This is a genomic window from Burkholderia sp. MSMB1589WGS, from assembly GCF_001636105.1.
GTDB lineage: Bacteria > Pseudomonadota > Gammaproteobacteria > Burkholderiales > Burkholderiaceae > Burkholderia > Burkholderia humptydooensis.
Map to the genome: position 1 here is coordinate 518843 of NZ_LNJT01000008.1, position 22023 is coordinate 540865.

At 67.0% G+C, this 22023-nt stretch carries 16 protein-coding genes and 4 pseudogenes; 13 read left to right on the forward strand and 7 right to left on the reverse strand.

Features of this window, described 5'->3' with window-relative positions; all coding sequences use genetic code 11:
• The first annotated feature begins 20 nt into the window (after window positions 1-20).
• The 8 genes and pseudogenes from WT16_RS20320 (at window position 21) to WT16_RS20355 (ending at window position 8355) form a co-directional block, all read left to right on the forward strand.
• A complete protein-coding gene (locus WT16_RS20320; protein ID WP_006027724.1) occupies window positions 21-1523 on the forward strand; it encodes a nodulation protein NfeD in 1503 nt (500 codons plus the stop codon).
• Window positions 1520-2290, forward strand: coding sequence for a slipin family protein (locus WT16_RS20325; protein WP_063534069.1), 771 nt, complete (start codon window positions 1520-1522; stop codon window positions 2288-2290). The genes WT16_RS20320 and WT16_RS20325 overlap by 4 nt, the downstream gene beginning before the upstream one ends.
• Window positions 2291-2613: 323 nt before the next feature.
• Window positions 2614-3504, forward strand: coding sequence for a M24 family metallopeptidase (locus tag WT16_RS20330; protein WP_063534070.1), 891 nt, complete (start codon window positions 2614-2616; stop codon window positions 3502-3504).
• 51 nt (window positions 3505-3555) lie between these two features.
• Window positions 3556-5346, forward strand: a complete 1791-nt coding sequence (locus WT16_RS20335) for an SDR family oxidoreductase (RefSeq protein WP_059931612.1) — start codon at window positions 3556-3558, stop codon at window positions 5344-5346.
• A 36-nt stretch (window positions 5347-5382) separates the two neighbouring features.
• Window positions 5383-6291 (forward strand): metal-dependent hydrolase, encoded by a 909-nt coding sequence (locus WT16_RS20340; protein ID WP_059931678.1) that lies wholly within the window; start codon window positions 5383-5385, stop codon window positions 6289-6291.
• Between the two features lie 434 nt (window positions 6292-6725).
• A pseudogene (locus tag WT16_RS20345) lies at window positions 6726-7378 on the forward strand (isocitrate lyase/phosphoenolpyruvate mutase family protein).
• 2 nt (window positions 7379-7380) lie between these two features.
• Window positions 7381-7512 (forward strand): annotated as a pseudogene (locus tag WT16_RS20350) (thiamine pyrophosphate-binding protein); the annotation flags it as partial.
• A 456-nt stretch (window positions 7513-7968) separates the two neighbouring features.
• Entirely contained in the window at window positions 7969-8355 is a 387-nt protein-coding gene (locus tag WT16_RS20355; protein WP_015603006.1) for a DUF2917 domain-containing protein, read from the forward strand.
• A 380-nt stretch (window positions 8356-8735) separates the two neighbouring features.
• On the opposite strand, the gene WT16_RS20360 is transcribed toward WT16_RS20355, so the two are convergent.
• The gene (locus WT16_RS20360; protein WP_006027734.1) at window positions 8736-9020 is read right to left on the reverse strand and encodes a hypothetical protein; all 285 of its coding nucleotides are present in this window, start codon (window positions 9018-9020) and stop codon (window positions 8736-8738) included.
• 759 nt (window positions 9021-9779) lie between these two features.
• On the reverse strand, window positions 9780-10280 hold the full coding sequence (locus WT16_RS20365; RefSeq protein WP_009914527.1) for a TIGR02594 family protein: 501 nt from the start codon (window positions 10278-10280) through the stop codon (window positions 9780-9782).
• 359 nt (window positions 10281-10639) lie between these two features.
• Between WT16_RS20365 and WT16_RS20370 the strand changes: the two genes are divergently transcribed.
• The gene (locus WT16_RS20370) at window positions 10640-11941 is read left to right on the forward strand and encodes an NCS2 family permease (RefSeq protein ID WP_063534071.1); all 1302 of its coding nucleotides are present in this window, start codon (window positions 10640-10642) and stop codon (window positions 11939-11941) included.
• Between the two features lie 250 nt (window positions 11942-12191).
• Here the strand turns inward: WT16_RS20370 and ltrA are convergent, their stop codons facing one another.
• The 3 genes from ltrA to WT16_RS20385 all read right to left on the reverse strand — a co-directional run bounded on the left by ltrA (window position 12192) and on the right by WT16_RS20385 (window position 15120).
• Window positions 12192-13598, reverse strand: coding sequence for a group II intron reverse transcriptase/maturase (ltrA, locus tag WT16_RS20375; RefSeq protein ID WP_082262312.1), 1407 nt, complete (start codon window positions 13596-13598; stop codon window positions 12192-12194).
• 502 nt (window positions 13599-14100) lie between these two features.
• On the reverse strand, window positions 14101-14388 hold the full coding sequence (locus WT16_RS20380; protein WP_006027738.1) for a DUF1488 domain-containing protein: 288 nt from the start codon (window positions 14386-14388) through the stop codon (window positions 14101-14103).
• A 537-nt stretch (window positions 14389-14925) separates the two neighbouring features.
• Window positions 14926-15120, reverse strand: coding sequence for a DUF2964 domain-containing protein (locus WT16_RS20385; RefSeq protein WP_015604119.1), 195 nt, complete (start codon window positions 15118-15120; stop codon window positions 14926-14928).
• A 268-nt stretch (window positions 15121-15388) separates the two neighbouring features.
• On the opposite strand from WT16_RS20385, the gene WT16_RS20390 reads away from it, so the two are divergent.
• From WT16_RS20390 to WT16_RS20400, 3 genes are all read left to right on the forward strand, one after another.
• Window positions 15389-17368 (forward strand): sigma-54-dependent Fis family transcriptional regulator, encoded by a 1980-nt coding sequence (locus WT16_RS20390; protein ID WP_015603442.1) that lies wholly within the window; start codon window positions 15389-15391, stop codon window positions 17366-17368.
• 348 nt (window positions 17369-17716) lie between these two features.
• Window positions 17717-18832 carry an ISAs1 family transposase gene (locus WT16_RS20395; protein WP_006029871.1) on the forward strand — a complete coding sequence of 372 codons (1116 nt, stop codon included), beginning with the start codon at window positions 17717-17719 and terminating at the stop codon, window positions 18830-18832.
• A 116-nt stretch (window positions 18833-18948) separates the two neighbouring features.
• Window positions 18949-19239, forward strand: a complete 291-nt coding sequence (locus tag WT16_RS20400; protein ID WP_015604086.1) for a 2Fe-2S iron-sulfur cluster-binding protein — start codon at window positions 18949-18951, stop codon at window positions 19237-19239.
• A gap of 81 nt (window positions 19240-19320) precedes the next feature.
• Here WT16_RS20400 and WT16_RS32095 read toward each other — a convergent pair.
• Window positions 19321-19721: pseudogene (locus tag WT16_RS32095) on the reverse strand (AMP-binding protein); the annotation flags it as partial.
• Window positions 19722-19794: 73 nt separating this feature from the next.
• Between WT16_RS32095 and WT16_RS32100 the strand changes: the two are divergent.
• Window positions 19795-20178 (forward strand): annotated as a pseudogene (locus WT16_RS32100) (chorismate-binding protein); the annotation flags it as partial.
• Between the two features lie 144 nt (window positions 20179-20322).
• Here WT16_RS32100 and WT16_RS20410 read toward each other — a convergent pair.
• Window positions 20323-21597, reverse strand: coding sequence for a peptidoglycan DD-metalloendopeptidase family protein (locus WT16_RS20410; RefSeq protein ID WP_231892090.1), 1275 nt, complete (start codon window positions 21595-21597; stop codon window positions 20323-20325).
• Window positions 21598-22023 lie beyond the last annotated feature (426 nt).

A 22023-nucleotide genomic window follows, 5' to 3' on the forward strand; every position in this document is an offset into this window, starting at 1 on the left:
CGGCCGACACCGCGATGCCCATGCCCCGTCCTTCGCCACGTCCGCCGCCGCTGCACGGCAAGCTGCCCGCGCGGCTCGCGCGCGCGGCCGTGCTGATCGGCCTGCTGCTCGCGTGCGCCGCGGCCGCCGCCACCGCCGCGGCACGCGCGCCCGTCGTCGTGATTCCGGTCACGGGCGCGATCGGCCCGGCGAGCGCCGACTTCATCGTCCGCGGCCTCGAACGCGCCGCGCGCGAGCACGCGCAGCTCGCGATCGTCCAGCTCGACACGCCGGGCGGCCTCGACACGTCGATGCGGCAGATCATCAAGGCGATCGTCGGCTCGGGCGTGCCCGTCGCCGCGTTCGTCGCGCCGGGCGGCGCGCGCGCGGCGAGCGCGGGCACCTACATCGTCTACGCGAGCCATATCGCGGCGATGGCGCCCGGCACGAACCTCGGCGCGGCGTCGCCCGTGCAGTTCGGCATCGGCGGCCAGGCGCCGCCCGCCGCGCGGCGCGAGCCTGGCGCCGCGTCCGGCGGTTCCGGCGCGGGCGCGACCGACGCCGAATCGACCGAAACCCGCAAGGCGCTGCACGACGCGGCCGCGTACATCCGCAGCCTCGCGCAGTTGCGCGGCCGCAACGTCGAATGGGCGGAGCGCGCGGTGCGCGAAGCGGTGAGCCTGCCCGCGAACGACGCGCTCGCGCAGCACGTCGTCGACCTGATCGCGAACGACCCGGCCGATCTCGCCGCCAGGCTCGACGGCCGCAGCATCGTCACCGCAACGGGCACGCACCGGCTCGATACCGCGCAGGCGCCGATCGAAACGATCGAGCCCGACTGGCGCAGCCGGCTGCTCGCGACGATCGCCGATCCGAGCGTCGCGCTCGTGCTCGTCACGCTCGGCATGTATGGGCTCTTCTTCGAATTCGCGAATCCCGGCTTCGTGCTGCCGGGCGTCGCGGGCGCGATCAGCCTGCTCGTCGGCCTGTTCGCGCTGCAGTTGCTGCCGATCAGCTACGCGGGCCTCGCGCTCGTGCTGCTCGGCATCGCGTTCCTGATCGCCGAGGCGTTCCTGCCGACGTTCGGCGCGCTCGGCGTGGGCGGCATCGTCGCGTTCGCGATCGGCGCGCTGATGCTGATCGACACCGACGTACCCGGCTACGGCGTGCCGTGGCCCGTGATCGTTTCGCTCGCGGCCGCGGGCGCGATCCTCGTGTTCGGCGTGTCGGGCTTCGCGCTGCGCGCGCGCCGGCGGCCCGTCGTCACGGGCGCGGAGGCGATCGTCGGCAGCATCGGCGAGGTGCTCGACGACGGCCTCGTGCCCGATCAGCCGCCGCAGATCGGCCCGAGCGCGGACCCGGGCGCGCCGCTCGCGCCGTCCGCGGCCGGCTGGGCACGCGTGCACGGCGAGCGCTGGCGCGTCGCGAGCGCGACGCCGATCGCGGCCGGCCGCCGCGTGCGCGTGACGGGCCGCAACGGCCTCACGCTGACCGTCGCCCCGCTGTACGACAACGCCATCCCAACACGAGGAGAACAATCATGATGGGTTTCACGTTCGGTTTCGGCAGCCTGCTGTTCGTGTTCGCGCTGTTCCTCATTGCCTCGTCGATCCGGATCTTTCGCGAATACGAGCGCGGCGTCGTGTTCCTGCTCGGCCGCTTCTGGAAGGTCAAGGGGCCGGGGCTCGTGCTGATCGTGCCCGTCGTCCAGCAGGTGGTGCGGATCGATCTGCGCACCGTCGTGTTCGACGTGCCCGCGCAGGACGTGATCACGCGCGACAACGTGTCGGTGAAGGTGAGCGCGGTCGTGTATTTCCGCGTGGTCGACCCGGAAAAGGCGGTGATCCAGGTCGCGCGCTACTTCGACGCGACGAGCCAGCTCGCGCAGACGACGCTGCGCGCGGTGCTCGGCAAGCACGAGCTCGATGCGCTTCTCGCCGAGCGCGAGCAACTGAACGCCGACATCCAGAAGACGCTCGACGCGCAGACCGACGCATGGGGGATCAAGGTATCGACGGTCGAGATCAAGCACGTCGACCTGAACGAGACGATGATCCGCGCGATCGCGCGCCAGGCGGAGGCCGAGCGCGAGCGGCGCGCGAAGGTGATCCACGCGGAAGGCGAGCTGCAGGCGTCCGAGCAACTGCTGAAGGCCGCGCAGCGGCTCGCGCTGCAGCCGCAGGCGATGCAGTTGCGCTATCTGCAGACGCTGACGACGATCGCCGCCGACAAGAACTCGACGATCGTGTTCCCGCTGCCGGTCGATCTGCTCAGCGCCGTGCTCGAACGCTTCGGGCGCGCGCCGCAGTGATCGCGGTATCGATTTTCGCGCATCGATCCTGCCGCGGTCCGACGGCCCGGTGGCTCAACGACACCGCTGCTTCGATGGTCCGATAATCCGATAGTCCGCCGGATCATTCCCCATTTCCCCCGACGCAGCCCGGAGCGGGGCCTGCCGCCTTTCCCGCGACGAATTAGGAAAAGTACTCATCACAAACACGCGCCCAGACGCGATTCGTTGATATAAGATAATTACATTGATCAATGTCACATTTGCTGACGCAGTGCAATGGCGGCTGACGCATCCGCGGCCGGCACCGCCGCTCAGAACGACGAAGAAAGGGAGACGACGCCATGGCCGAGCATCCGCTGCCGGAAGTGCACATCGACGAACTGGACCAGTTCCGCTCCGTCCAACAGCTCGCATACCGCTGCGTCGAATCCGTCGGCGACATGCTGTATCCGGGCATCACCGAGAAGCAGGCCGCGCGGCTGATGCTCGAATGGGCGCAGGACCACGGCGTGCAGGATTGGCTGCACAAGCCGTTCGCGTGGTTCGGTGAGCGCACCGCGTTCGAAGGCTTCTCGGGCCTCAAGCACCTGGGCGGCTTCAATCTCGCGTTCTTTCCGAGCAATCGCACGCTCGAGCCTGACATGCCGGTGATTCTCGACGTCGCGCCCGTCGTCGACGGCGTCATCGCCGACGTCGGCTATGCGACCTGCCTCGGCCACAACCCGATCCTCGAGCAATTGCAGGACGACCTGATCTCGCACCGCGAGATGATCGTGAAGCTCGTGAAGGAGCGCCGCACGCTCGCCGAGGTCGCGCAGGAAGTGGACGCGCTGTGCCGCCGCCAGGGCGTCGAGCCGCGCCACAAGGCGTATCCGTTCAAGGTGCTCGCGCATCGCGTCGCGAAGCTGCGCAAGCTGTCGAAGCCGCGCTTCGTCGCGCGCTTCGGCCTCAATTCGACGCGCAACCTGCTGCTCGAGCAGGCGCGCGCGGGCAAGGAACAGGGCTGGTCGCCGCTGTGGTCGATCGACGCGCGCTCCGATCACGCGCCGACGCCCGGCCTCTGGGCGGTCGAGCCGCATCTCGGCTTCGCAGGCGTCGGCGCGAAGTTCGAGGAGCTGCTCGTCATCACCGACGGCGACGCGTACTGGCTCGACGACGACCTGCCGCACGTGCGCCGCTGGCGCGCGCGCGAGGAGGCGCGCAAGCCGCTCGCGCACGAACAGGCGGCGTGACGGCAGCCGCCGCGCGCCGTTCCTTTCCGCTCACCACACGAAGACATCACGATGCAGCCCCTCTCCGACGAAGCGCCGCTCGCGCTGTTCGAATCGGTTCACACCGAAACCGCCGTCGCGGCCGGCGACGTCACGCTCGCCGCGAAGACCTGGGGCGACGCGTCGCGCCCCGCCGTCGTGCTCGTGCACGGCTATCCGGACAGCAGCGAAGTCTGGCGCCGCGTCGCGCCGCTGCTGGCGAAGTCGTACTACGTGATCGCCTACGACGTGCGCGGCGCGGGCCTGTCGACGAAGCCCGCGCGCACGGCCGACTATCGGCTCGAGCGGCTCGTCGACGACTTCGCGGCGGTGATCGACGCGCTCGCGCCGAACCGCGCGGTGCACGTGATCGGCCACGACTGGGGCTCGATCCAGGGCTGGGAGTTCGTCACCGAGCCGCGGCTCGCCGGGCGCATCCTCTCGTACACGTCGTGCTCCGGACCGAATCTCGACCACGTCGGCTACTGGCTGCGCCAGCAGCTCGCGCGGCCGTCGCCCGCGTCGCTCAAGCGCCTCGCCGGCCAGCTCGTGCGCTCGTGGTACGTGTACCTGTTCCACCTGCCGTTCATCCCCGAGCTCAACTGGCGCCTGTGGCTCGGCCGTGCGTGGCCCGCGCTGATGCGCCGGCTCGAGCGCACCGACATCGGCCCGCGCCCGACGCAGACCGAGGACGGCGTGCACGGCGTGCGTCTGTATCGCGCGAACTTCATCCGCCGCGTGTTCGCGCCGCGCGAGCGCTATGCGCACGCGCCCGTGCAAGTCGTCGTGCCGCTGCGCGACAGGTTCGTGAGCCCCGCGCTGTCGGCCGACATCGCGCGCTGGGTGCCGACCTGTTACCGCCGCGAAGTGGCCGAGCGGCACTGGCTGCCGCTGTCGGAGCCGGCGCGCTTCGCCGCGCTCGCGCAGGAACTGATCGAAGCGGTCGAGACGGGCACGGAGCCGCCCGCGCTCGCGCATGCGCGCCGCACGAGCGGCGCCGGCCCATTCGTCGGCAAGCGCGTCGTGATCACCGGCGCGGGCAGCGGGATCGGCCGCTGCGCGGCCGTCGAATTCGCGAAGCGAGGCGCGTCGATCGTCGCCGTCGACATCGACGGGCAGGCGGCCGAGCGCACCGCGCTCCTCGTGCGGCTGCTCGGCGCGCAGGCCGACGTGCGGCGCGTCGACGTCGGCTCGGCCGACGACATGGAAGCGCTCGCGAACTGGGTGGGCGAAGAGCTGGGCGGCGCGGACGTCGTCGTCAACAACGCGGGCATCGGCATGGCGGGCGGCATCCTCGACACGTCGGCCGCGCATTGGGAGCGCATCCTGCGCGTGAACCTGTGGGGCGTGATCCACGGCTCGCGCCTGTTCGCTACGCAGATGGCCGCGCGCGGCGCGGGCGGCCACATCGTCAACACCGCGTCGGCGGCCGCGTTCGGCCCGTCGCGCGACCTGCCCGCGTACGCGACGACGAAAGCCGCGGTGCTGATGCTCTCCGAATGCATGCGCGCGGAGCTCGCCGACCACGGGATCGGCGTGACGGCCGTCTGCCCCGGCTTCGCCGAGACGGGCATCATGGCGTCCACCCAGTACGCGGGCGCGAAGAGCGCGCAGGACGAAGCGCGGCTGCGCAAGCGCGCGACGAAGCTCTATCAGATGCGCGGCCTGAAGCCGGAGACCGTCGCGAAGGCGATGGTCGACGGCGTGCTGCAGAACAAGCCGGTCGTCGCGATCGGCGCGGAAGCGCATGCGATGCGCTTCGTCGGGCGCTTCACGCCGTGGCTCGGCCGGATGATCGCCCGCATCGGCATGGCGTCGCACTGAGCGGCACAGCGCCCCCGACCGTTGGAGGAGACATCGATGAATGCCCCGGAAAATCACCATCCGATCAAGGCGCGCCACGTCAAGTTCGACTTCGCGAAAGCGCCGATCCAGTGGATCGAAGGAGATCCCGAAAGCACGCACATCATCAACACGCTGAACCTGCTGTTCCCCGAAGGCGAACTGTGGTTCTGCCGCGTGTACAACAAGGCGATACCGCTCATCACCGATCCGGCGCTGCGCGCCGACGCCGACGGCTTCCTGCGCCAGGAAGCCGTGCATTCGCGCTCGCACGGCGGCGTGCTCAAGCACTACTACGAGCGGCACGGGATCGACACGAAGCCGTTCACGCAGCGGGTCAACTGGCTCTTCACCAAGGTGCTCGGCGAAAAGCCGCTCGGCCTGAAGATCGGCCACACGCGCTTCTGGCTGCGCCAGCAGCTCGCGGTGATCGCGTCGCTCGAGCACTTCTTCGGCTACCTCGGCAACTGGGTGCTGCACGCGCGCGGGCTCGACGACGGCCGCGCCGATCCGACGATCGTCGACCTGCTGCGCTGGCACGGCGCGGAGGAAGTCGAGCACCGGGCCGTCGCGTTCGACATCTACCGGCATCTCGGCGGCAACTACGTCGAGCGCTCGATCCACATGACGTTCGTGATCATGATCCTGCTCTACTTCATCATGTCGGGCGCGAAGTACATGTACGAGCGCGACCCCGGCACGGGCCGCTATCCGGGCTTCGTGCTGTCGTGGTGGCGCGGCTCGCGCCGCAATCACCTGCCGTCGTTCTGGAAGACGATCGGCGCGGCGCTGCGCTATTACCGGCCGAGCTACACGCCGCACGGCGAAGGCTCGACCGAGCTCGCGCTCGAATACCTCGCGCGCTCGCCGGCCGCGCAGGCGGCCGCGCACGGCGGCAACTGGGGCACGGAGAAGGCCGCGTCCTGACGCGACGGCGGACGGCTCCGCGCCGCATGCGCGCGCCGTCCGCTTCGTCGTTCTTTTGGGGTTTGTCCGCTCGCTCGTCCGACCGCGCCGGTTCGCCGCCAGCCGATCCGACGTCATCGCGCGCTGCCCGTTCCCGAAAACGGAATGCCCGCCGCGCTTGTTGTCGCTTCCATCGATCCGCACCTGCACTGCGCGCACGCGTGACTTTATTTCACGCAAGCCGGTTTGACATTGTCATCCAATCCTCATAAACCATAACCACAAACCCAGAGCTTAAATTATTAAATTTCTTCATTCGAGAGGAGTAAATCGTGCCAATAAGAAAATGAATAAGCGCGCCGATTACCAACGAACAGAGACGTCGGTCATTCAAGGAAAAGCTGACAAGCGGGCGCGCGCTGCGTTTCATTGAAAGCCACAGCCCGATTTCCGCAATGATCAGCGAAAAAATTCATGTTGCGCACGGAGTGCTGCAATCCGGGTTCGACGGCTTCCGGTCGAATTCATTGACCGACTCGACGCTGCGCGGCCGGCCATCGAAATCCTGGACATCGCGAGCAGGCTGCTGAACGTCCAGTCGCTCGAGCGATCCGGCGTCCCGGCGGTGATTATCGAAGACAAAACGGGGTTGAAGAAAAATTCGCTGCTCGGCAACGACGTGATTCAGCACCAGGAATCGATCGACGATTTTCAGATCATTGCCTGCGTCGAAAGCCTGATTCTCGACAAGGGCATGCCGGCCGCGCTCGCGCGCGCGGCCGCGTATTGCGAGGCCGGCGCCGACGGCGTGATGATCTACAGCCGCAAGAAGGACGCGGACGAAGTCATCGAATTCGCGCAACGGTTTCGCGAGCGCCGTAGCGACGCGTATCTCGCGTGCGTGCCGACGAGTTTCAACGCGATTTCGTTCAGCGAGCTCGCGCGCTACTTCAGCGTCGTGATCTACGCGAATCACCTGCTGCGCGCCGCGTATCCGGCGATGCTCGCGGTTGCCGAAGGCATCGTCGCGCACGGCCGAACGCTCGAGATCGAAGAGCGCTGCCTGCCAGTCAACGAGATCCTGAAGCTCATCCCCGGAACCGCGTGACCATGAACACGGAAGATCTGATCGGCATACTGACCGACGCCGGCGTCGGTCTCGCGGTCTGCGTTCCGGATTCCTTATTGAAATCGTTCTGCAGCCGGCTGAACGACGCCGATTGTCCGCTGCGTCACCTCATGCTCGACCTCGTGATGTTGTCGGCGGGCACGACGCTGCTGCGGGGTGCGATACGCTGAATCGCCGGGTCGACGCGCGCGCAGCCAATCGATCCACGTGCGGCGAATTCGACGCGCCGCCTGCCCGTCGAATTCGCGTCATCGCGCACGCGGTCGCCTGTTGCCGACGAGGTATTTCGTCGTCCGTATCGCTCCCTCCCCGCCGTGCGCTGCGTTTGTCACAAGATTTTCGTTGACAAGCCAACGAAGGATGACGAAACTCATCGGCATGGATACGCGCATGCTCATCGCCGCAGTAGTTGCCCACCCGCCAGTGAACGCCCGTTGTGGCGTATCACCGGGGGCACTCGCGCGTTAGCTATCCGCAACATCGGATGTCGAAGAGGCCCCCGCCGGTAACGGTTGGGGCCTTTTTCATTGCGCTGCGCTCCTTCCGCCGGCTCTATTCAGGAGAAGACGATGGACCAGGCAAGCCGGTTGTTGTTTCGTCCCGATGCGACGCGGCACGATGGGTACGACGCGATCCAGTTGCCGCGCATGACGCTGCACTTCGCGCTCGAGCCGCACGCGATGATGACGTGGCTTGCGCGCAGCCACACCGAAATTCGCGTGCTGAGTTCGCGCGTCTGGCTCACGCGCTCGTTCAGCGTCGACGATTACTGGCTGAAGCCGGGCGACGTGCTGCACGTCCCGCGCGGCGAACGCATCTGGCTCAGCGCCGACGGGCCGTCCGCCGCCGAGGTCTCGCTGACGACCGCGTACGTGCGCCGGCGCGGCTGGATCGGCGGCATGGTCAGCGGGCTGCTCGACGTCGCCGCGGATCTGACGAGCCCGCGTCCGCGATGAAGCGCGGTGCGGGCGGGCATGCGCACGTGCCGCGTCGGCTCGATGCGGCAATCGGCAACGCGCATCGTCGGGTGTCCGTCGCCATGCTTTTTCGCGCGCGGCGATGCACGGCGAATTCCACCGATCGTCGCAACACTTCCGTATAGGAGGTGGTGATGGGCACAAAGAAGCGGAGATCGGATCGGGCAGGCGCGCAACGCGCACATCGGTTCGGCGCATTCTCCGAACGAACCGACGCACGCAACGCATGGATTGAGCGACAGCGCCCGAACGATGAACGACGCAGCCGGAATGACGAGGAAGCGCGCGGCAACGCGCGCGCGGCAAGTATCGCGGCGGCGCGGCATCCGCCGCGCGCCGCGAGCTGTCCGTGCGACGCGTTACGTGCTCGCCGCGAGACGCGGACCGGCCGCACCGCGCACGGCTGCCGCCGGCGCGTCGTCGGTCTTTTGCGTTTGCGCGCTCACCCACGGATCGATGCCCTGCTTCTGCACCTCTTCGAGAAACGACACGCGCGCGCGCCAGTAGTCGGCCTGCAATTTCGCGTCGATCACGCGCTGCTCGGCGGTGAACAATTCCATCCGCGCGGTCACGAGCATCGACGCGGCGCTCTTCTCGGGAGTGGGGGCGTGACGCAACGCCCATCGGCTGATCCAGTTCAACATGCTTGCCTCCGTATTGACGGATGAAATCGCGTGGGGCGTCCACACCCTGCAAGGCCCTGCCCCAGCACTCACCTTCAGCTTCCACTGCGAAATGCGTCGACGCTCGCGCACGCTCCCTGATCCCCGACGACACCTGACGACACCTGACGACATCCGACGCGAGCATTGTCTCCATCCTAGTGAGAAAATTGCGTTAATGCGATGACGAATTGCATTCTTTTACACTGCCGGCGTTATTGCAACACTTCCCGAAACAACAATATCCCATTGATAAAAAAGAAAAATATTGTTCCCTATATGAATAGGAACGCCTATCTCTAAAATCAACGCATATGTCGGCGGAATTGACGGAATTTCCGGATGGCGACTGCGCGGCGGCGCGCGCGGCCGCAAAACGTTTCGCCTATGCCGATGCATTTTTTCTTTTCATGCGATCCGCGCCGACATCATGCGGGCATCGAGCCGCCGAACTTGCTTTCCGTGCAATCCGCATGAAATCGCGCGCGTCCGGCAAGGCGGCCGCAGGTTTCGCCTGCACGCTACGTTCGCGCTCGGAATCGTCGCTGCGTGCACGACGATGGGGCGTCGCACCGTCACGACGCGCGCGAACGCACATTACGCCGTTACTTTCGAAGCGATTACGTTCCGCACGCCGAACGAACGCAGCGATGCGCGTTTGTGCGGTCGAGCCGCGCGCGTCGCCGGCGCGCCATCGCATGAGTCGCGCGCATCGTTCATCGGCGAACCGCGTTCAGCGAGTCAGCCGGGTCCGCATTCGTCCGGCCAACGATACGCGAGCAGCCGCGAACGCGCATACGCATGCTCGCGCACCGCGCCGCGCTGATTGCCGCCGAACAGATACACGTGCGCTTCGTCGTGCCGCAGATAAAAACCAACGTGCCCTTTCCAGCTCGTCGGACGATCGCGCATCAGCACGACGACGCATCCGTACGCCGGCTCGCTCAGCGCGCGCCCCCATTCGAGCCACGATCGCGCGAGCGCGGAGCCCGTTCCCGGTATCCCGACGCGCGAGAAACACCAGTTGATGAACGACGAGCACCACGAGACCTTGTCGTCATAGCCGACGAGATTCGTGCAGCCGTTGTACTCGACGATGCGCGGATTGCTTTCGCCGCGACCGAAGCGCCGCACGCCCTGCTCGGCGAGCGCGACGGGCATCCATGCGGGATGGCCGACGCCGGCTTCCGGTTCGCCGCGCGCCGGCACGACGCGTTGATCCGTTCGAGCGATCGAGGTCAAGCTGTACTCCCCAGTTCGTGAAGGGCGACACGTCGGCGCGAGCATCGACGACGCCCGTTCGCGGGCGCTGCCGGCAAGCGTCCATTTTAACGATCCTCGGGCAAACGCGCGCCGGCGTGGCGCGCCCGACGCCGGGCCACGCCGACCAAACGACGACCAAACGCCTACCAAACGGAGCCCGCGGACGACGCAGCCGGGTCGCCGGCGTTTCGCCGCAAATATATCGTCCGGTCTATGTCCGCTATTACAATCCGCCGATAGCCGCCCAATAGTGGCTGGTTACAGTACGTCCGCCTCGCGCGGCAATACAACGCACAAAGCATTCAGCAACACGACTACTCGACCGGAGAATCGCCCACATGGAATCGATCAAACGGTATTTCGGCTTCGCGGAAGCCGGAACCGACTTGCGCACCGAAATACTCGCGGGCGTCACCACATTCCTGACGATGGCCTACATCATCTTCGTCAACCCGGCGATCCTCGGCGACGCGGGCATGCCGAAGGAATCCGTCTTCGTGGCGACCTGCCTCGTCGCCGCGCTCGCCTCGCTCATCATGGGCCTGTACGCAAACTATCCGATCGCGTGCGCGCCAGGCATGGGCCTGAACGCGTACTTCGCATACACCGTCGTCAAGGGCATGGGCTTCACGTGGCAGGCGGCGCTCGGCGCCGTCTTCATCTCCGGGTGCCTGTTCCTGCTCGTCACGCTGTTGCGCGTGCGCGAAGTGATCGTCAACGGCATTCCCAAATCGCTGCGCATCGCGATCACCGCGGGCATCGGCCTCTTTCTCGGGATCATCTCGCTGAAGACGGCGGGCGTGATCGTCGGCAGCCCGGCGACGCTCGTCACGCTCGGCGACCTGCACAAGCCGACGACGATCCTCGCGATCGTCGGCTTCTTCGCGATCGTCACGCTCGACTACCTGCGCGTGCGCGGCGCGATCCTGATCGGCATCATCGGCGTGACGATCCTGTCGTTCTTCTTCGGCGGCAATCAGTTTCACGGCATCTTCTCGGCGCCGCCGTCGATCGACGCGACGCTGTTCAAGCTCGACATCGGCGCCGCGCTGTCGACAGGCGTCCTCAACGTGATCCTCGTGTTCTTCCTCGTCGAGCTGTTCGACGCGACGGGCACGCTGATGGGCGTCGCGAACCGCGCGGGGCTCCTCGTCGAGGGCAAGATGCATCGGCTGAACAAGGCGCTCCTCGCCGACAGCAGCGCGATCGTCGCGGGCTCGCTGCTCGGCACGTCGTCGACGACCGCGTACATCGAGAGCGCATCCGGCGTGCAGGCGGGCGGGCGCACCGGCGTGACCGCGATCACGGTCGCCGTGCTGTTCATCGCGTGCCTGTTCATCGCGCCGCTCGCGGGCGTCGTGCCCGGCTACGCAACCGCGCCGGCGCTGCTCTACGTGTCATGCCTGATGCTGCGCGACATGGTCGACGTGTCGTGGGACGACGCGACGGAGGCCGTGCCCGCCGCGCTCACCGCGCTGCTGATGCCGTTCACGTACTCGATCGCGAACGGCGTTGCGTTCGGCTTCATCGCGTACGGCGGCCTCAAGCTGCTGACGGGCCATGCGAAGCGGGTGAAGCCCGTCGTCTGGATCATCGCGGCGATCTTCCTGTTCCGCTACTTCTACCTCGGCGCGGAATAAGCGGCGCGGCGCGCGGCTATCGCCCTGCGGCCACTCCACCTGCTCCAGCCGATAGCCTGTCCAGCAACCCAGTGCCTGAAGTGCCTTGCGATCGAGCAATTCTTCCTCCCGACCTCCATAAAGTCACGCGTCAGGTTACGCAATCGCCCTACAAGGCTCCACGGTTTTCTGCGATGAACATCGAGTAGGGTGAGGGGTTACCCCCTCAGCCCTCTCACACCACCGTACGTGCGGTTCCGCATACGGCGGTTCAGTTAATGCTCTGGAGGCGATCCACCGTCCGACGGATCGAGACCAGTCCCCGTGCATCGAAGTAGGCATTGGGTAACGCCTGCTTCAAATGGTGAGAACCGGCGTTCCACCAAGGTCCTCGCCCGTTCACGCTCGATTTCCATGCCCGCTCCGGGCGTAGGCCCAGTGCGATCATGTTGCGCTCTCGGGTTCGGGGGCGCTTCCACTGCCGCCAGATCAGGCAGCGCAAACGCCTTCGCAACCATCCGTCCAGCCCCTCCAGCCGCTTGTGCTGCTGGCTGAGCCGGAAGTAATTTGCCCACCCCCGTAGGACCGGGTTGAGCTTCCGGATCGTCTGCTCAAGGGACCCGCTTCTTCCCTTCAACGTCAGATCCCGCACCCGCGTCATCAATCGCTTGATGCTTTCCGGTGCAATCCGGATCTGTGCTTGACCCAACCTCACCGCCACCCGGTATCCCAGGAACTTCCGCGTGCTCGGCCGCGCCACCGCACTCTTGGCCTCGTTCACGCGCAGCTTCAAGACCTTCTCGAGATAGGCCCTGATTCTCGCCATGACGCGCTGTCCTGCTTGTTGGCTGCCAACGTAGATGTTGCAGTCGTCAGCGTACCGGCAGAACGCCAGCCCTCGGCTCTCCAGCCTCCGATCCAGATCACTCAGCAATATATTCGACAGTAGCGGGGACAGCGGGCCGCCTTGCGGCGTGCCCTCCGTCCTCGCACGCGTCACGCCGTGCGCCATCATCCCCGCTTCGAGGAAGCGGCGAATCAGCTTCAGCGTCACTTTGTCTTTTACATGCCTCGCAACCCGGCCCATCAGCACATCATGGTTGACTCGATCGAAGAACTTCTCCAAATCGATATCGACCACCCAATGCCGACCACCCTGAACATAGGCTTGCGCCTGACGCACCGCGTCCAACGCACTCTTGCCCGGTCGGAATCCGTAACTACTCGCCGAGAACGTCGGCTCCAAGATCGGTTGCAATACTTGGTGCAGCGCTTGCTGGATCAGTCGGTCCACCACGCTTGGCACGCCCAGCGTCCTCACCCCGCCTTGCGGCTTCGGTATGTCCGCCCGGCGTACCGCCTGCGGTACGTACCGCCCTTCCAGCAGCGCCTGCTTCACACTCGGCCAGTGCATCTTGAGCCAGTCACCAAGGCCTTCCACGCTCAGCCCATCTACCCCGGCTGAACCCTGGTTCCTCAGCACCCGGCGGTATGCTCGCCTCATGTTGCCGCGTTCCACGACGCGCTCCATCAGCGCGTCGCCCTCCGATTTCGTTTGCCCAGATGTCGCCGTGCCCGTCTCCGCACCCCGCACGCAGCCCGGTGGCTTCCGGCCACCCCTCGCGTGCTCGGCCACTGTCTCCAGCGCTTCTGCATCCATAACAGGCTTCGAGATCATCCGTCCTACTCTCGGCATTCACTGTTCCGGCCTTCGGTCCCGGTCCTCTTCGGCTCTCCGCCTTCGCCTTGACCTACTATGCCTTCTGCTGACTTCTGCTTCCGCGTCCCGCCGCCTCTCGACCTCGGTAGCTGGCCTTACCGCGCCAGCACAGAAACAGATCTCCCCGGGTATTGCGCACTCACCTTCACGCTTATGCCTGTCGGATCTACGTAACAACGTCGGTGCAAGTTTCGGGCTTCGGTGAATTGGGACACCTTACCCAGTCGCTACGCCTCATATCCGCTTCCTGTTCGTCAGGCCAGCGCTTTGCCTCCCAGCTTCCTTCAGACTCCCAGTCACCCGGGAAACCCTTGCCTTCGGCTAACTCTTCCCCTTGCCGGGCGAGTAGAGGACTTTCACCTCCCAGTGAGTGCGCCCTGCCGGGCGCACCCAAAAAAACGAGCGCTACCCCCGGGCAGCGCTCGTTCGCGGCGTCGGCGCGTTCCATATCAAATGGACCCTAGCGCCCGTTCGCCTCGTAAAACCTGACGTACCCGCTTCTGAGCACCACGCACTGCGCGCGAGTCTCCGACAGCAGGCGCCGCGCGGCGGCCTCGATGCGGAGCCGGTGCGTGTCGAATGCGCCCACCATGTCCTCGAAGCGCGGCGAAGCGGCCCCGAAATGGTCCTCGAGCGCCTCGGCGGTGATATGGCATTGAACCGGCTCGCCGTCGACCATCGCCATGAACGCGAGCGTCAATTCGCGTCCCGAATATTCGGGCGCATCGTTCGTGAACTGGATCTGCATCGGAACCGCCTTTGCCGTAGCTCGAGAATGCAGGAAACCGCGCGTCGCCGGAAGCGTTCGCTGGCCGGAAACGTGCGGGCTGACCGGAGAGGATGCCGTGCGGCGGGCGCCTCGCGCCCGCCGGATGCTCCGGTTGACTTCACTTTAGTCGCTTTCCGGCACGACACAAGATTTCGTCAAAAAACCCTGCGCGCGCGCATGCACTGGCGCATTCTTCTGGCTATTGACAACAGATCGGCTTGACTCTGCGCCGAAAATCGGACGACGAATCGTCGTGAGAATCGCACGCCGGACCCGACGGCGAAGCGCCGCGTTCGGGCAGTTGCGAACACGGCGGGCGATGGCCCGCTGCGCTTTCCGTCGCGCGCTTCGACCGGAGGCGGCCCGCGCGTCGCCGCGTCTGCGACACGTGTCTCCCACGCGTCCGGATGCGCCTGCTCCGCTCCGGGCGTGCGCCTCGATCAGACCCCGCGATGCGGCGAACACGGCGGCGGCCGCGCCAGCGACCGCGTCGCCGGCCGAGCGCCGGTCACTTCGTCACTTCTTTTCGTCCTTCGGCCAGACGTTGAGCGCGACCGCGCAGGTCGTCACGCCGAGCGCGATTGCCGCCGCGCCATACCGCAGCGCGGCATCCTGGTCGAACAACAATCCGTGGATCGCCACGGCGATGCCGGCCAGCATGACGAACGTCGCGATCGCGGCCACCACCACTCTCAGTTCCGTCCGAACCATGATTTCTCCCCGAACGGATGCATGTCGCGGCGCATGCTGAATTGCGGGGACCGTGGATGATTTCCGCACCGGTTCCCGGCGAGGCGCGGCGCGTGCGCGCCTTGTTTCCATCATTGCAGGCCGGCGCCCAAAAGCAAGGGAAATTCGATTGGCGGTCGCGCATCGCGCGCGGCGCTTGTATGATGGGACGTGCCCGCGCCGCCACGTCAACCGCTGCGCCGGTCGAGCGGAGAACGCACTCCGCCGGCGGGCCTCCTGGAGACAAGTCATGCCGCAATCTTCCGTGCTGCCCGCCGCGGCGAGCCGCGTCGATCTGCTCGCGCAAGCGCATGCCCGCTCGCTGTCGGTCGGCCTGCGCGCGTCCGAGCTGCCCGATTTCTCGCCGCTGTCGCGCATCGCGCTGCGCGAGCTGATCGACGGCAGCCAATCGCTGTACACGCACGCGCGTCCGGTGATGGACACGCTGCACACGCAGATCGCCGACACGCAAAGCCTCGTGCTGCTGACCGATCGCGACGGCGTGGTCCTGCACAGCATCGGCGACGCCGATTTCGTCGAAAAGGCGAACCGGGTCGCGCTCTGCCCCGGCGTGTCGTGGGCGGAGGACGCGCGCGGCACGAATGCGATCGGCACCGCGCTGATCGCGGGCCAGGCGCTCGCCGTGCACGGCGCCGAGCACTTCCTGCGCGCGAACCACGTGCTCACCTGCTCGTGCGCGCCGATCGTCGATCCGTTCGGCCGCATCCTCGGCGCGCTCGACGTGAGCGGCGATCCGCGCGGCTTCAGCCCGCATACGCTCGCGCTCGTGAAGATGTCCGCGCAACTGATCGAAAACCATCTGTTCGCGAACCAATGCGCGGACACGCTGCGCGTGCGCTTTCACGCGCACGACGAATTCGTCGACTCGCTGTTCGCGGGCCTTGTCGCGTTCAGCCCGAGCGGCGCGCTGATCGCGGCGAACCGCAGCGCGCAATTCCAGCTCGGCGCGACGCTCGACGCACTGCAACAACGCGGTTGCGACGAACTGTTCGGCCTGTCTTTCGCGAAGCTCGCGCAGCATGCGGCGCGCGAGCCGCTCGCGTGCATCACGCTGACGCTCGGCACCGGCGTGCGCGTGCGGGCGCGCTGCGAATTCGCGGATGCGCAGCGCACGGCCGTGCCGGTCACGGCGCGCGCCGCGCTGCCGCGCACCGCCGAAGCGGCGCGCGACGAGAATCCCGACGCGATCACGTTCGCGACGCTCGACACGGGCGACGCGCGGATGACCGCCGTATTGCAGCGTGTCGGCAAGGTGCGCGGCCGCGACCTGCCGGTGCTCGTGCTCGGCGAGACCGGCACCGGCAAGGAGTGGCTCGCGCGGGCGCTGCATCACGCGTCGCCGCGCCGCGACGGCCCGTTCGTCGCGGTCAACTGCGCGGCGCTGCCCGATTCGCTGATCGAAGCGGAGCTGTTCGGCTACGAGGACGGCGCGTTCACCGGCGCGCGCAAGCGCGGCAGCCCCGGCAAGATCGCGCAGGCGGATGGCGGCACGCTGTTTCTCGACGAAATCGGCGACATGCCGCTCGCGCAGCAGGTCCGGCTGATGCGCGTGCTGCAGGAGCGTGCGGTGATGCCGCTCGGCGGCGCGCGCGCGGTGCCGGTGGACGTGCGGATCGTCTGCGCGACGCACCGCGATCTGCGCGCGATGATCGCGGCCGGCACGTTCCGCGAGGATCTGTTCTACCGGATCAACGGCCTGGCGGTCACGCTGCCGCCGCTTGCCGAGCGCTCGGATCTCGAGACGCTCGTCGCCCGCGTGCTCGCGCGGCTCGCGCGCGGCGAGCCGATGCCGGGCGCGGTGTCGGCGGCGGTGCTCGCCGCGTTCGCGCGCTGCCGGTGGCCGGGCAATCTGCGTCAAATGACGAACGTGCTGCGCACGGCGGGGATGCTCGCCGAAGGCGAAGCGCAGATCGACGTCGAGCATCTGCCTGACGATTTCTGGCTCGATTGCCCGGCGCATGCGCGGGACGCGGCGGCAACGCGCACGGACGCCGACGCGGCTGGCGCGGCAACGGCCGCGACGGCGGCGGCGGCCGATACGACGGCGGCCGTCCCCACCGCCGCCGCGACACTGCAGGACCATCAGGCCGCGTTGATCGACGGCGCGCTCGGCCGGCATCGCGGCAACGTGTCGGCGGCCGCGAGAGAGCTCGGGCTCGCGCGCAACACCGTTTATCGGCATTTGCGTAGACGGCGGCCGGAGGCGTGATTGCCGCGGGCGGTTGGCGACTATCGGCTATCTACTGCCGACTGTCGCCGACTATCGGCCGCTGACGGCTGATCGCTGATCGCCAGCCACTGGCCACTGATCACCGACAAGCAACCGTCGTCGGTCGCCACCGCCAGCCGCGAGCGGCAACGGACGGCGCCGATCATCAATCGCCCAGCCGTCGGCCATCGACCGTCGGCAGGCACGACGCGCGACGTCGCGCCTTACCGCGCCGGACGAACCCAGGGCTTCCGCATGAAGGCCCCCATGAATCAAGGCTGAGAGCGGAAAAGGTTGTTGTAAACATTTGGCGTCTCAGGTTTACTCTCGATTTTTGCCGGACGAGAGATGCCAACGATCATGGACGCGTTTGCCGAACTGCGAGACCCGCGCTGCCGCGCCTGCCGTTATCCGTTGCAGGAAATCCTGTTTGCGGCGCTGTGCGCGGTGCTGTGCGGCGTGGAGGACTGGGAGACGATGACACTGTGGGGCCGCACGCAGCTTGCTTGGCTGCGTAGCCATCTGGCGTATGAGAACGGCGTGCCGTCGCCCGATACGTTTCGCCGGGTATTCGGCGCGCTCAGTGCGAAAGCGTTTGAGCGCTGCTTCATCGACTGGGTCGGGCAACTGTGTCCGGCGCTGGCTGGCCAGCATGTGGCGATTGACGGCAAGGCGGTGCGCGGCAACCGTAGCGGCACGCATGCGGCGCTGCATTTGGTGTCGGCATGGTGCTCGAACAACGGCTTGAGCCTCGGGCAAGTGAGCACGGCCGATAAGAGCAATGAGATCACGGCGATCCCGGAATTGCTGGCCGCGCTCGATTTGCAGGGCGCGACGATAACGATCGACGCGATCGGCACGCAGCACGAGATCGCACGCACGATCGTGGAGGCCGGGGCCGACTACGTTCTGGCGGTCAAGGACAATCAGCCGCGACTGGCCGAAGGCGTGCGCCAGTGGTTTGCGGCTGCCCAGGACGGCAAGCTCGAAAGCTCGTACTGGGAGCACACCGAACATGACAAAGGCCACGGGCGGCTGGAGACCCGGGTTTGCCGGGTCAGCGATGATGTGGCGTGGCTGAGCGGGACAGGACAGCACTGGGCGGGTCTCCAGCGGCTGGTGATGCTTGAGCGCACACGCCAGATTGGCGAGAAAGTGACGACCGAGCGCTGTTACTACATCAGCTCGAAAGCGGTGAAAGCAACTGAGATGGCTCCGATCATCCGTGCTCATTGGGGCATCGAAAACCAACTGCACTGGGTCCTCGATGTCTCGTGGGGCGAGGATGCCAGCCTGATCCGCGACACCCTGGCCGCCCGCAACATGGCCAGTCTGCGCAAGATCACACTCAATCTCGCCCGGCTGGCTCAGAGTCGGCAGCCCAAGAAGGTGAGCCTGAAGAACATCCGTAACCTCGCCGCATGGGATACCGCTATGCGTGACTCCATCCTCGGCCTTGCCTGACATGCCTCTTCATGCGGAAGCCCTGCGGACGAACCGCAGCCCGCCGAAACGCTCGACCGCATCGGGTATCCTTGCGGCTTCACTGACCACGACGCCGCGTCGCCGTCCACGATCGCATGACCGAAGAACGTTCGCACTGGGTGCGGGTCGAGCCGCTCGGCACCGGCTTCGACGCGCCCGAATCGCTGTCGCTGCTCGAAGCCGCGGGCTTCGCCGGTGTGTCGCTGCCGCGCTCGTGCCGCAACGGCACGTGCCGGACCTGCCTGTGCCGCCTGCGCGAAGGCTCGGTCGCGTATCGGATCGAATGGCCCGGCGTGAGCGCCGAAGAAAAGGCCGAAGGCTACATCCTGCCGTGCGTCGCGATCGCGCAATCCGATCTCGTCATCGAGGTGCCGGACGCCGAATGAGCGGACGCGCGCGGCGATCGCACGCGTGTCCGCGCCGCGCGCGCGGCGGCGGCGCGCGACGGCACCCTTCATGACGCCCTTCACGACGCTCGCGCACGCGCCGTCCACCCGCGGATGCGCGCTCAGCGCGGCCTCGATCTCACCGAGCTCGGTCCGATGACCGCGCACTTCACCTGCCGATCCGCGCGGCCGAGAAACTCCAGCGTGCCGTCCGGCCAATAGCGGCCGCGATCGCCCGTGCGATACCAGCGGCCCGCATCGGATTCGACGAAGCGCTCCGTGGTCAGCGCCGGATCGTTCCGGTAGCCGCGCGCGAGGCTCGCGCCGCCGATCAGCAGCTCGCCCGCGACGTGGTCCGGCGCATCGCGGCCGGCGTCGTCGACCACGCGATACGCCTGCCCCGGCAGCGGCCGGCCGTATGGAATCGAGCGCCAGTGCGGCGGCACCGCATCGGCCGTCTGCACGTTCGACCAGATGCCCGCCGCCTGCTCGATCAGCGCGCGGCGCGCCGGCGGCTGCGCGAGGTCGACGGGCACATAGCACGCGCCCGCCGCGAGCACGCCGAACGCCGCGACGCTGCACGGGCACGCGACGCTGCTGCGAATCGTCGCGGCGCTGCATCCGACGCCCGCCGTCGCCGGCCACCCTCGCGCCGCCGCGCTCGAACGCATTCGCGCGCACGAGGGCTTCGATCGCGGCTGGTATGCCGGCCCGGTCGGCTGGATCGACGCGCACGGCAACGGCGACTTCGTCGTCGCGCTGCGCTCGGCAGGCGCTTGCCGGCTGTTCGCCGGCTGCGGGATCGTCGCCGAGTCGGAGCCGGCGCGCGAGTATCGGGAGACGAGTCTCAAGCTGTCGGGAATGCAGGCGGCGATCGAGGCGCGCGATGCTGTCGGCAATCTGCGCACGGTCGCGCCGATTCCTTTCACCACGCACTGATTCGCGCGAACATGGCCCGCGAGCGATACGCGTCGGGCCGCCAATCGCGCAAGCAGCGGGAAGCGAAAGAAGACCGGGCAGCGCGTGGCCCGGCCTGCCCACCAGCCCGATCCGACCAGGCCGCCAACGATCACGTCGGCGCCGTCAATTGCCGCATGCCGACACGACCGGATCGTTGCTCCCCGTATAGACGAATCCGTCCGATACCCATCGATTCGAGTCGAGCCGATACCAGAGCCGCGTCGCGCCCCAGTTGCCCTGCACCGTGTCGCCGTATGCATAGCAGGCGAGCTGCACCACCGCGCCGTTCGACACCGTGCCGACGACCGACGCGGACAGCGACGGCGCGCTGCGCAGATTCACGGGCCCCGGCGACTGCACGGTCGCCTTCACGGGCGGCGACGGCTCGGTCGGCCCGCCGCTGTCGTCGGCGCCGTAGTTGGTGAGCGACGCCTGCACGGACACGCGCCGCTGATTGCGGATCGCATAGCCCGAATACGCGTTGCTCCCTTCGAAGAATTGCCAGCCGCCGATCGTCTTGCCGTTCACCGGCACGTCGCTGCCGCCCTGACTCAACGAAAAATGCACGTGCGGCCCGGTCGTCTGCCCGCCGCACGGCAGCCCGTTGCCGACCCGCCCGAGGTATTGGCCCTCACGCACGCGCGTGCCGCTGCCCGCTTGCGTCAGTTGGACCATGTGGTAATACGTGGTCGTATAGCCGTTGTCGTGAACGACCTTGACGATCGCGCTGCCGTTGCGCTCGCAGCTCTTGTAGAGCGTGCCGTCGCGGGCGGCGAGCACCTGGCCGTTGCCGCCGGAGAAATCGAGCGAGTTGAACGGACGGCTGTCGCCGCTCCAGCCGTGCGCGCCGCCCGTCCAGTACCACGCGGTGCCCTGCTGCCACGGCAGCGCGAGCCCCGTCTGCGCGGGCGCGGCCTTCCGCTGCGGCGCGGACGGCGCACGCCCCGCGTTGAGGTGCGCGCGTTCGTCGTCGGCAAGCAGCGTCGCCGGCGCCGCGGCGGCGAGCGCGTAAAACGCGTCGGTGCCTTCGATACCGACGACCCATCCCTCCTTCGCGCGCTGCGCGACGAAGAGCTTCGTGACGGGATAGGCGGGCGTGTCGTTCGAAACGACCTGCGTGATCGTGCCGAGCACCCAGCCGGCATCCGGCTCCGACTTGATCGACTCGATCACGTCGCCACGCACGTCAGGCGCGACCGGCCCTTGCTTGCCGAGCCGCGCGGAGAAAGCCTGCCGGACTGCATGCTGCAAGTCCGGCACATAGACGGGCGCCGCGAGCGCGGCGCCGGACAAGCCTGCCGCGATCAGCGGCACAGCCAACAAACGCATGATCGAATCGGATGCACTATGCCAGACCATCGGGCCCATGAAAACGCCTCCCTCATCGGTGAACGTCATCGTTTCGACGGACAGGACCGGCTGCGGCCCGATGCGGCCTCGCCGGCGAACACGGCCGCAGCGATCCCACTGTGAACCTTGGCAGCTCGATTCGTATTCCTTAGCAGCTTGATCGAGCCGACAAAGTCATTACGCCCCGGGAATCATAGTGATTTTTTTGTAAAAGTAAACCTTTCGGGGAATAAAGCGGATTGATTGCCGTGAGCATTTTTCTCAGTCGCTTATCGATATTGTCGCGACCAATGTGTATTGAAATGTCGATTGTTTCGACAAGTCGCCCGGGAATTTTCCTGGACGCGACGAGCGCATCGCAAAGGAATCCGAATGACGTCGGCGACGGAGCCGCCCGGTCGTGCCGGACGCGCCAATCGATTCCAGAAAACGCGACATCGGCCGCCCCACTCGCATACCGATAAGATGCAGCGA

Coding starts and splice junctions, on each gene's coding strand:
- WT16_RS20380 (WP_006027738.1), bottom strand. CDS start 14,388: ATGCAGATCCAGTTCACGAACGATGCGCCCGAATATTCGGGACGCGAA.
- WT16_RS20340 (WP_059931678.1), top strand. CDS start 5,383: ATGAATGCCCCGGAAAATCACCATCCGATCAAGGCGCGCCACGTCAAG.
- WT16_RS20325 (WP_063534069.1), top strand. CDS start 1,520: ATGATGGGTTTCACGTTCGGTTTCGGCAGCCTGCTGTTCGTGTTCGCG.
- WT16_RS20330 (WP_063534070.1), top strand. CDS start 2,614: ATGGCCGAGCATCCGCTGCCGGAAGTGCACATCGACGAACTGGACCAG.
- WT16_RS20395 (WP_006029871.1), top strand. CDS start 17,717: ATGCCAACGATCATGGACGCGTTTGCCGAACTGCGAGACCCGCGCTGC.
- WT16_RS20410 (WP_231892090.1), bottom strand. CDS start 21,597: ATGACGTTCACCGATGAGGGAGGCGTTTTCATGGGCCCGATGGTCTGG.
- WT16_RS20335 (WP_059931612.1), top strand. CDS start 3,556: ATGCAGCCCCTCTCCGACGAAGCGCCGCTCGCGCTGTTCGAATCGGTT.
- WT16_RS20370 (WP_063534071.1), top strand. CDS start 10,640: ATGGAATCGATCAAACGGTATTTCGGCTTCGCGGAAGCCGGAACCGAC.
- ltrA (WP_082262312.1), bottom strand. CDS start 13,598: ATGATCTCGAAGCCTGTTATGGATGCAGAAGCGCTGGAGACAGTGGCC.
- WT16_RS20385 (WP_015604119.1), bottom strand. CDS start 15,120: ATGGTTCGGACGGAACTGAGAGTGGTGGTGGCCGCGATCGCGACGTTC.
- WT16_RS20400 (WP_015604086.1), top strand. CDS start 18,949: ATGACCGAAGAACGTTCGCACTGGGTGCGGGTCGAGCCGCTCGGCACC.
- WT16_RS20320 (WP_006027724.1), top strand. CDS start 21: ATGCCCCGTCCTTCGCCACGTCCGCCGCCGCTGCACGGCAAGCTGCCC.
- WT16_RS20360 (WP_006027734.1), bottom strand. CDS start 9,020: ATGTTGAACTGGATCAGCCGATGGGCGTTGCGTCACGCCCCCACTCCC.
- WT16_RS20355 (WP_015603006.1), top strand. CDS start 7,969: ATGGACCAGGCAAGCCGGTTGTTGTTTCGTCCCGATGCGACGCGGCAC.
- WT16_RS20390 (WP_015603442.1), top strand. CDS start 15,389: ATGCCGCAATCTTCCGTGCTGCCCGCCGCGGCGAGCCGCGTCGATCTG.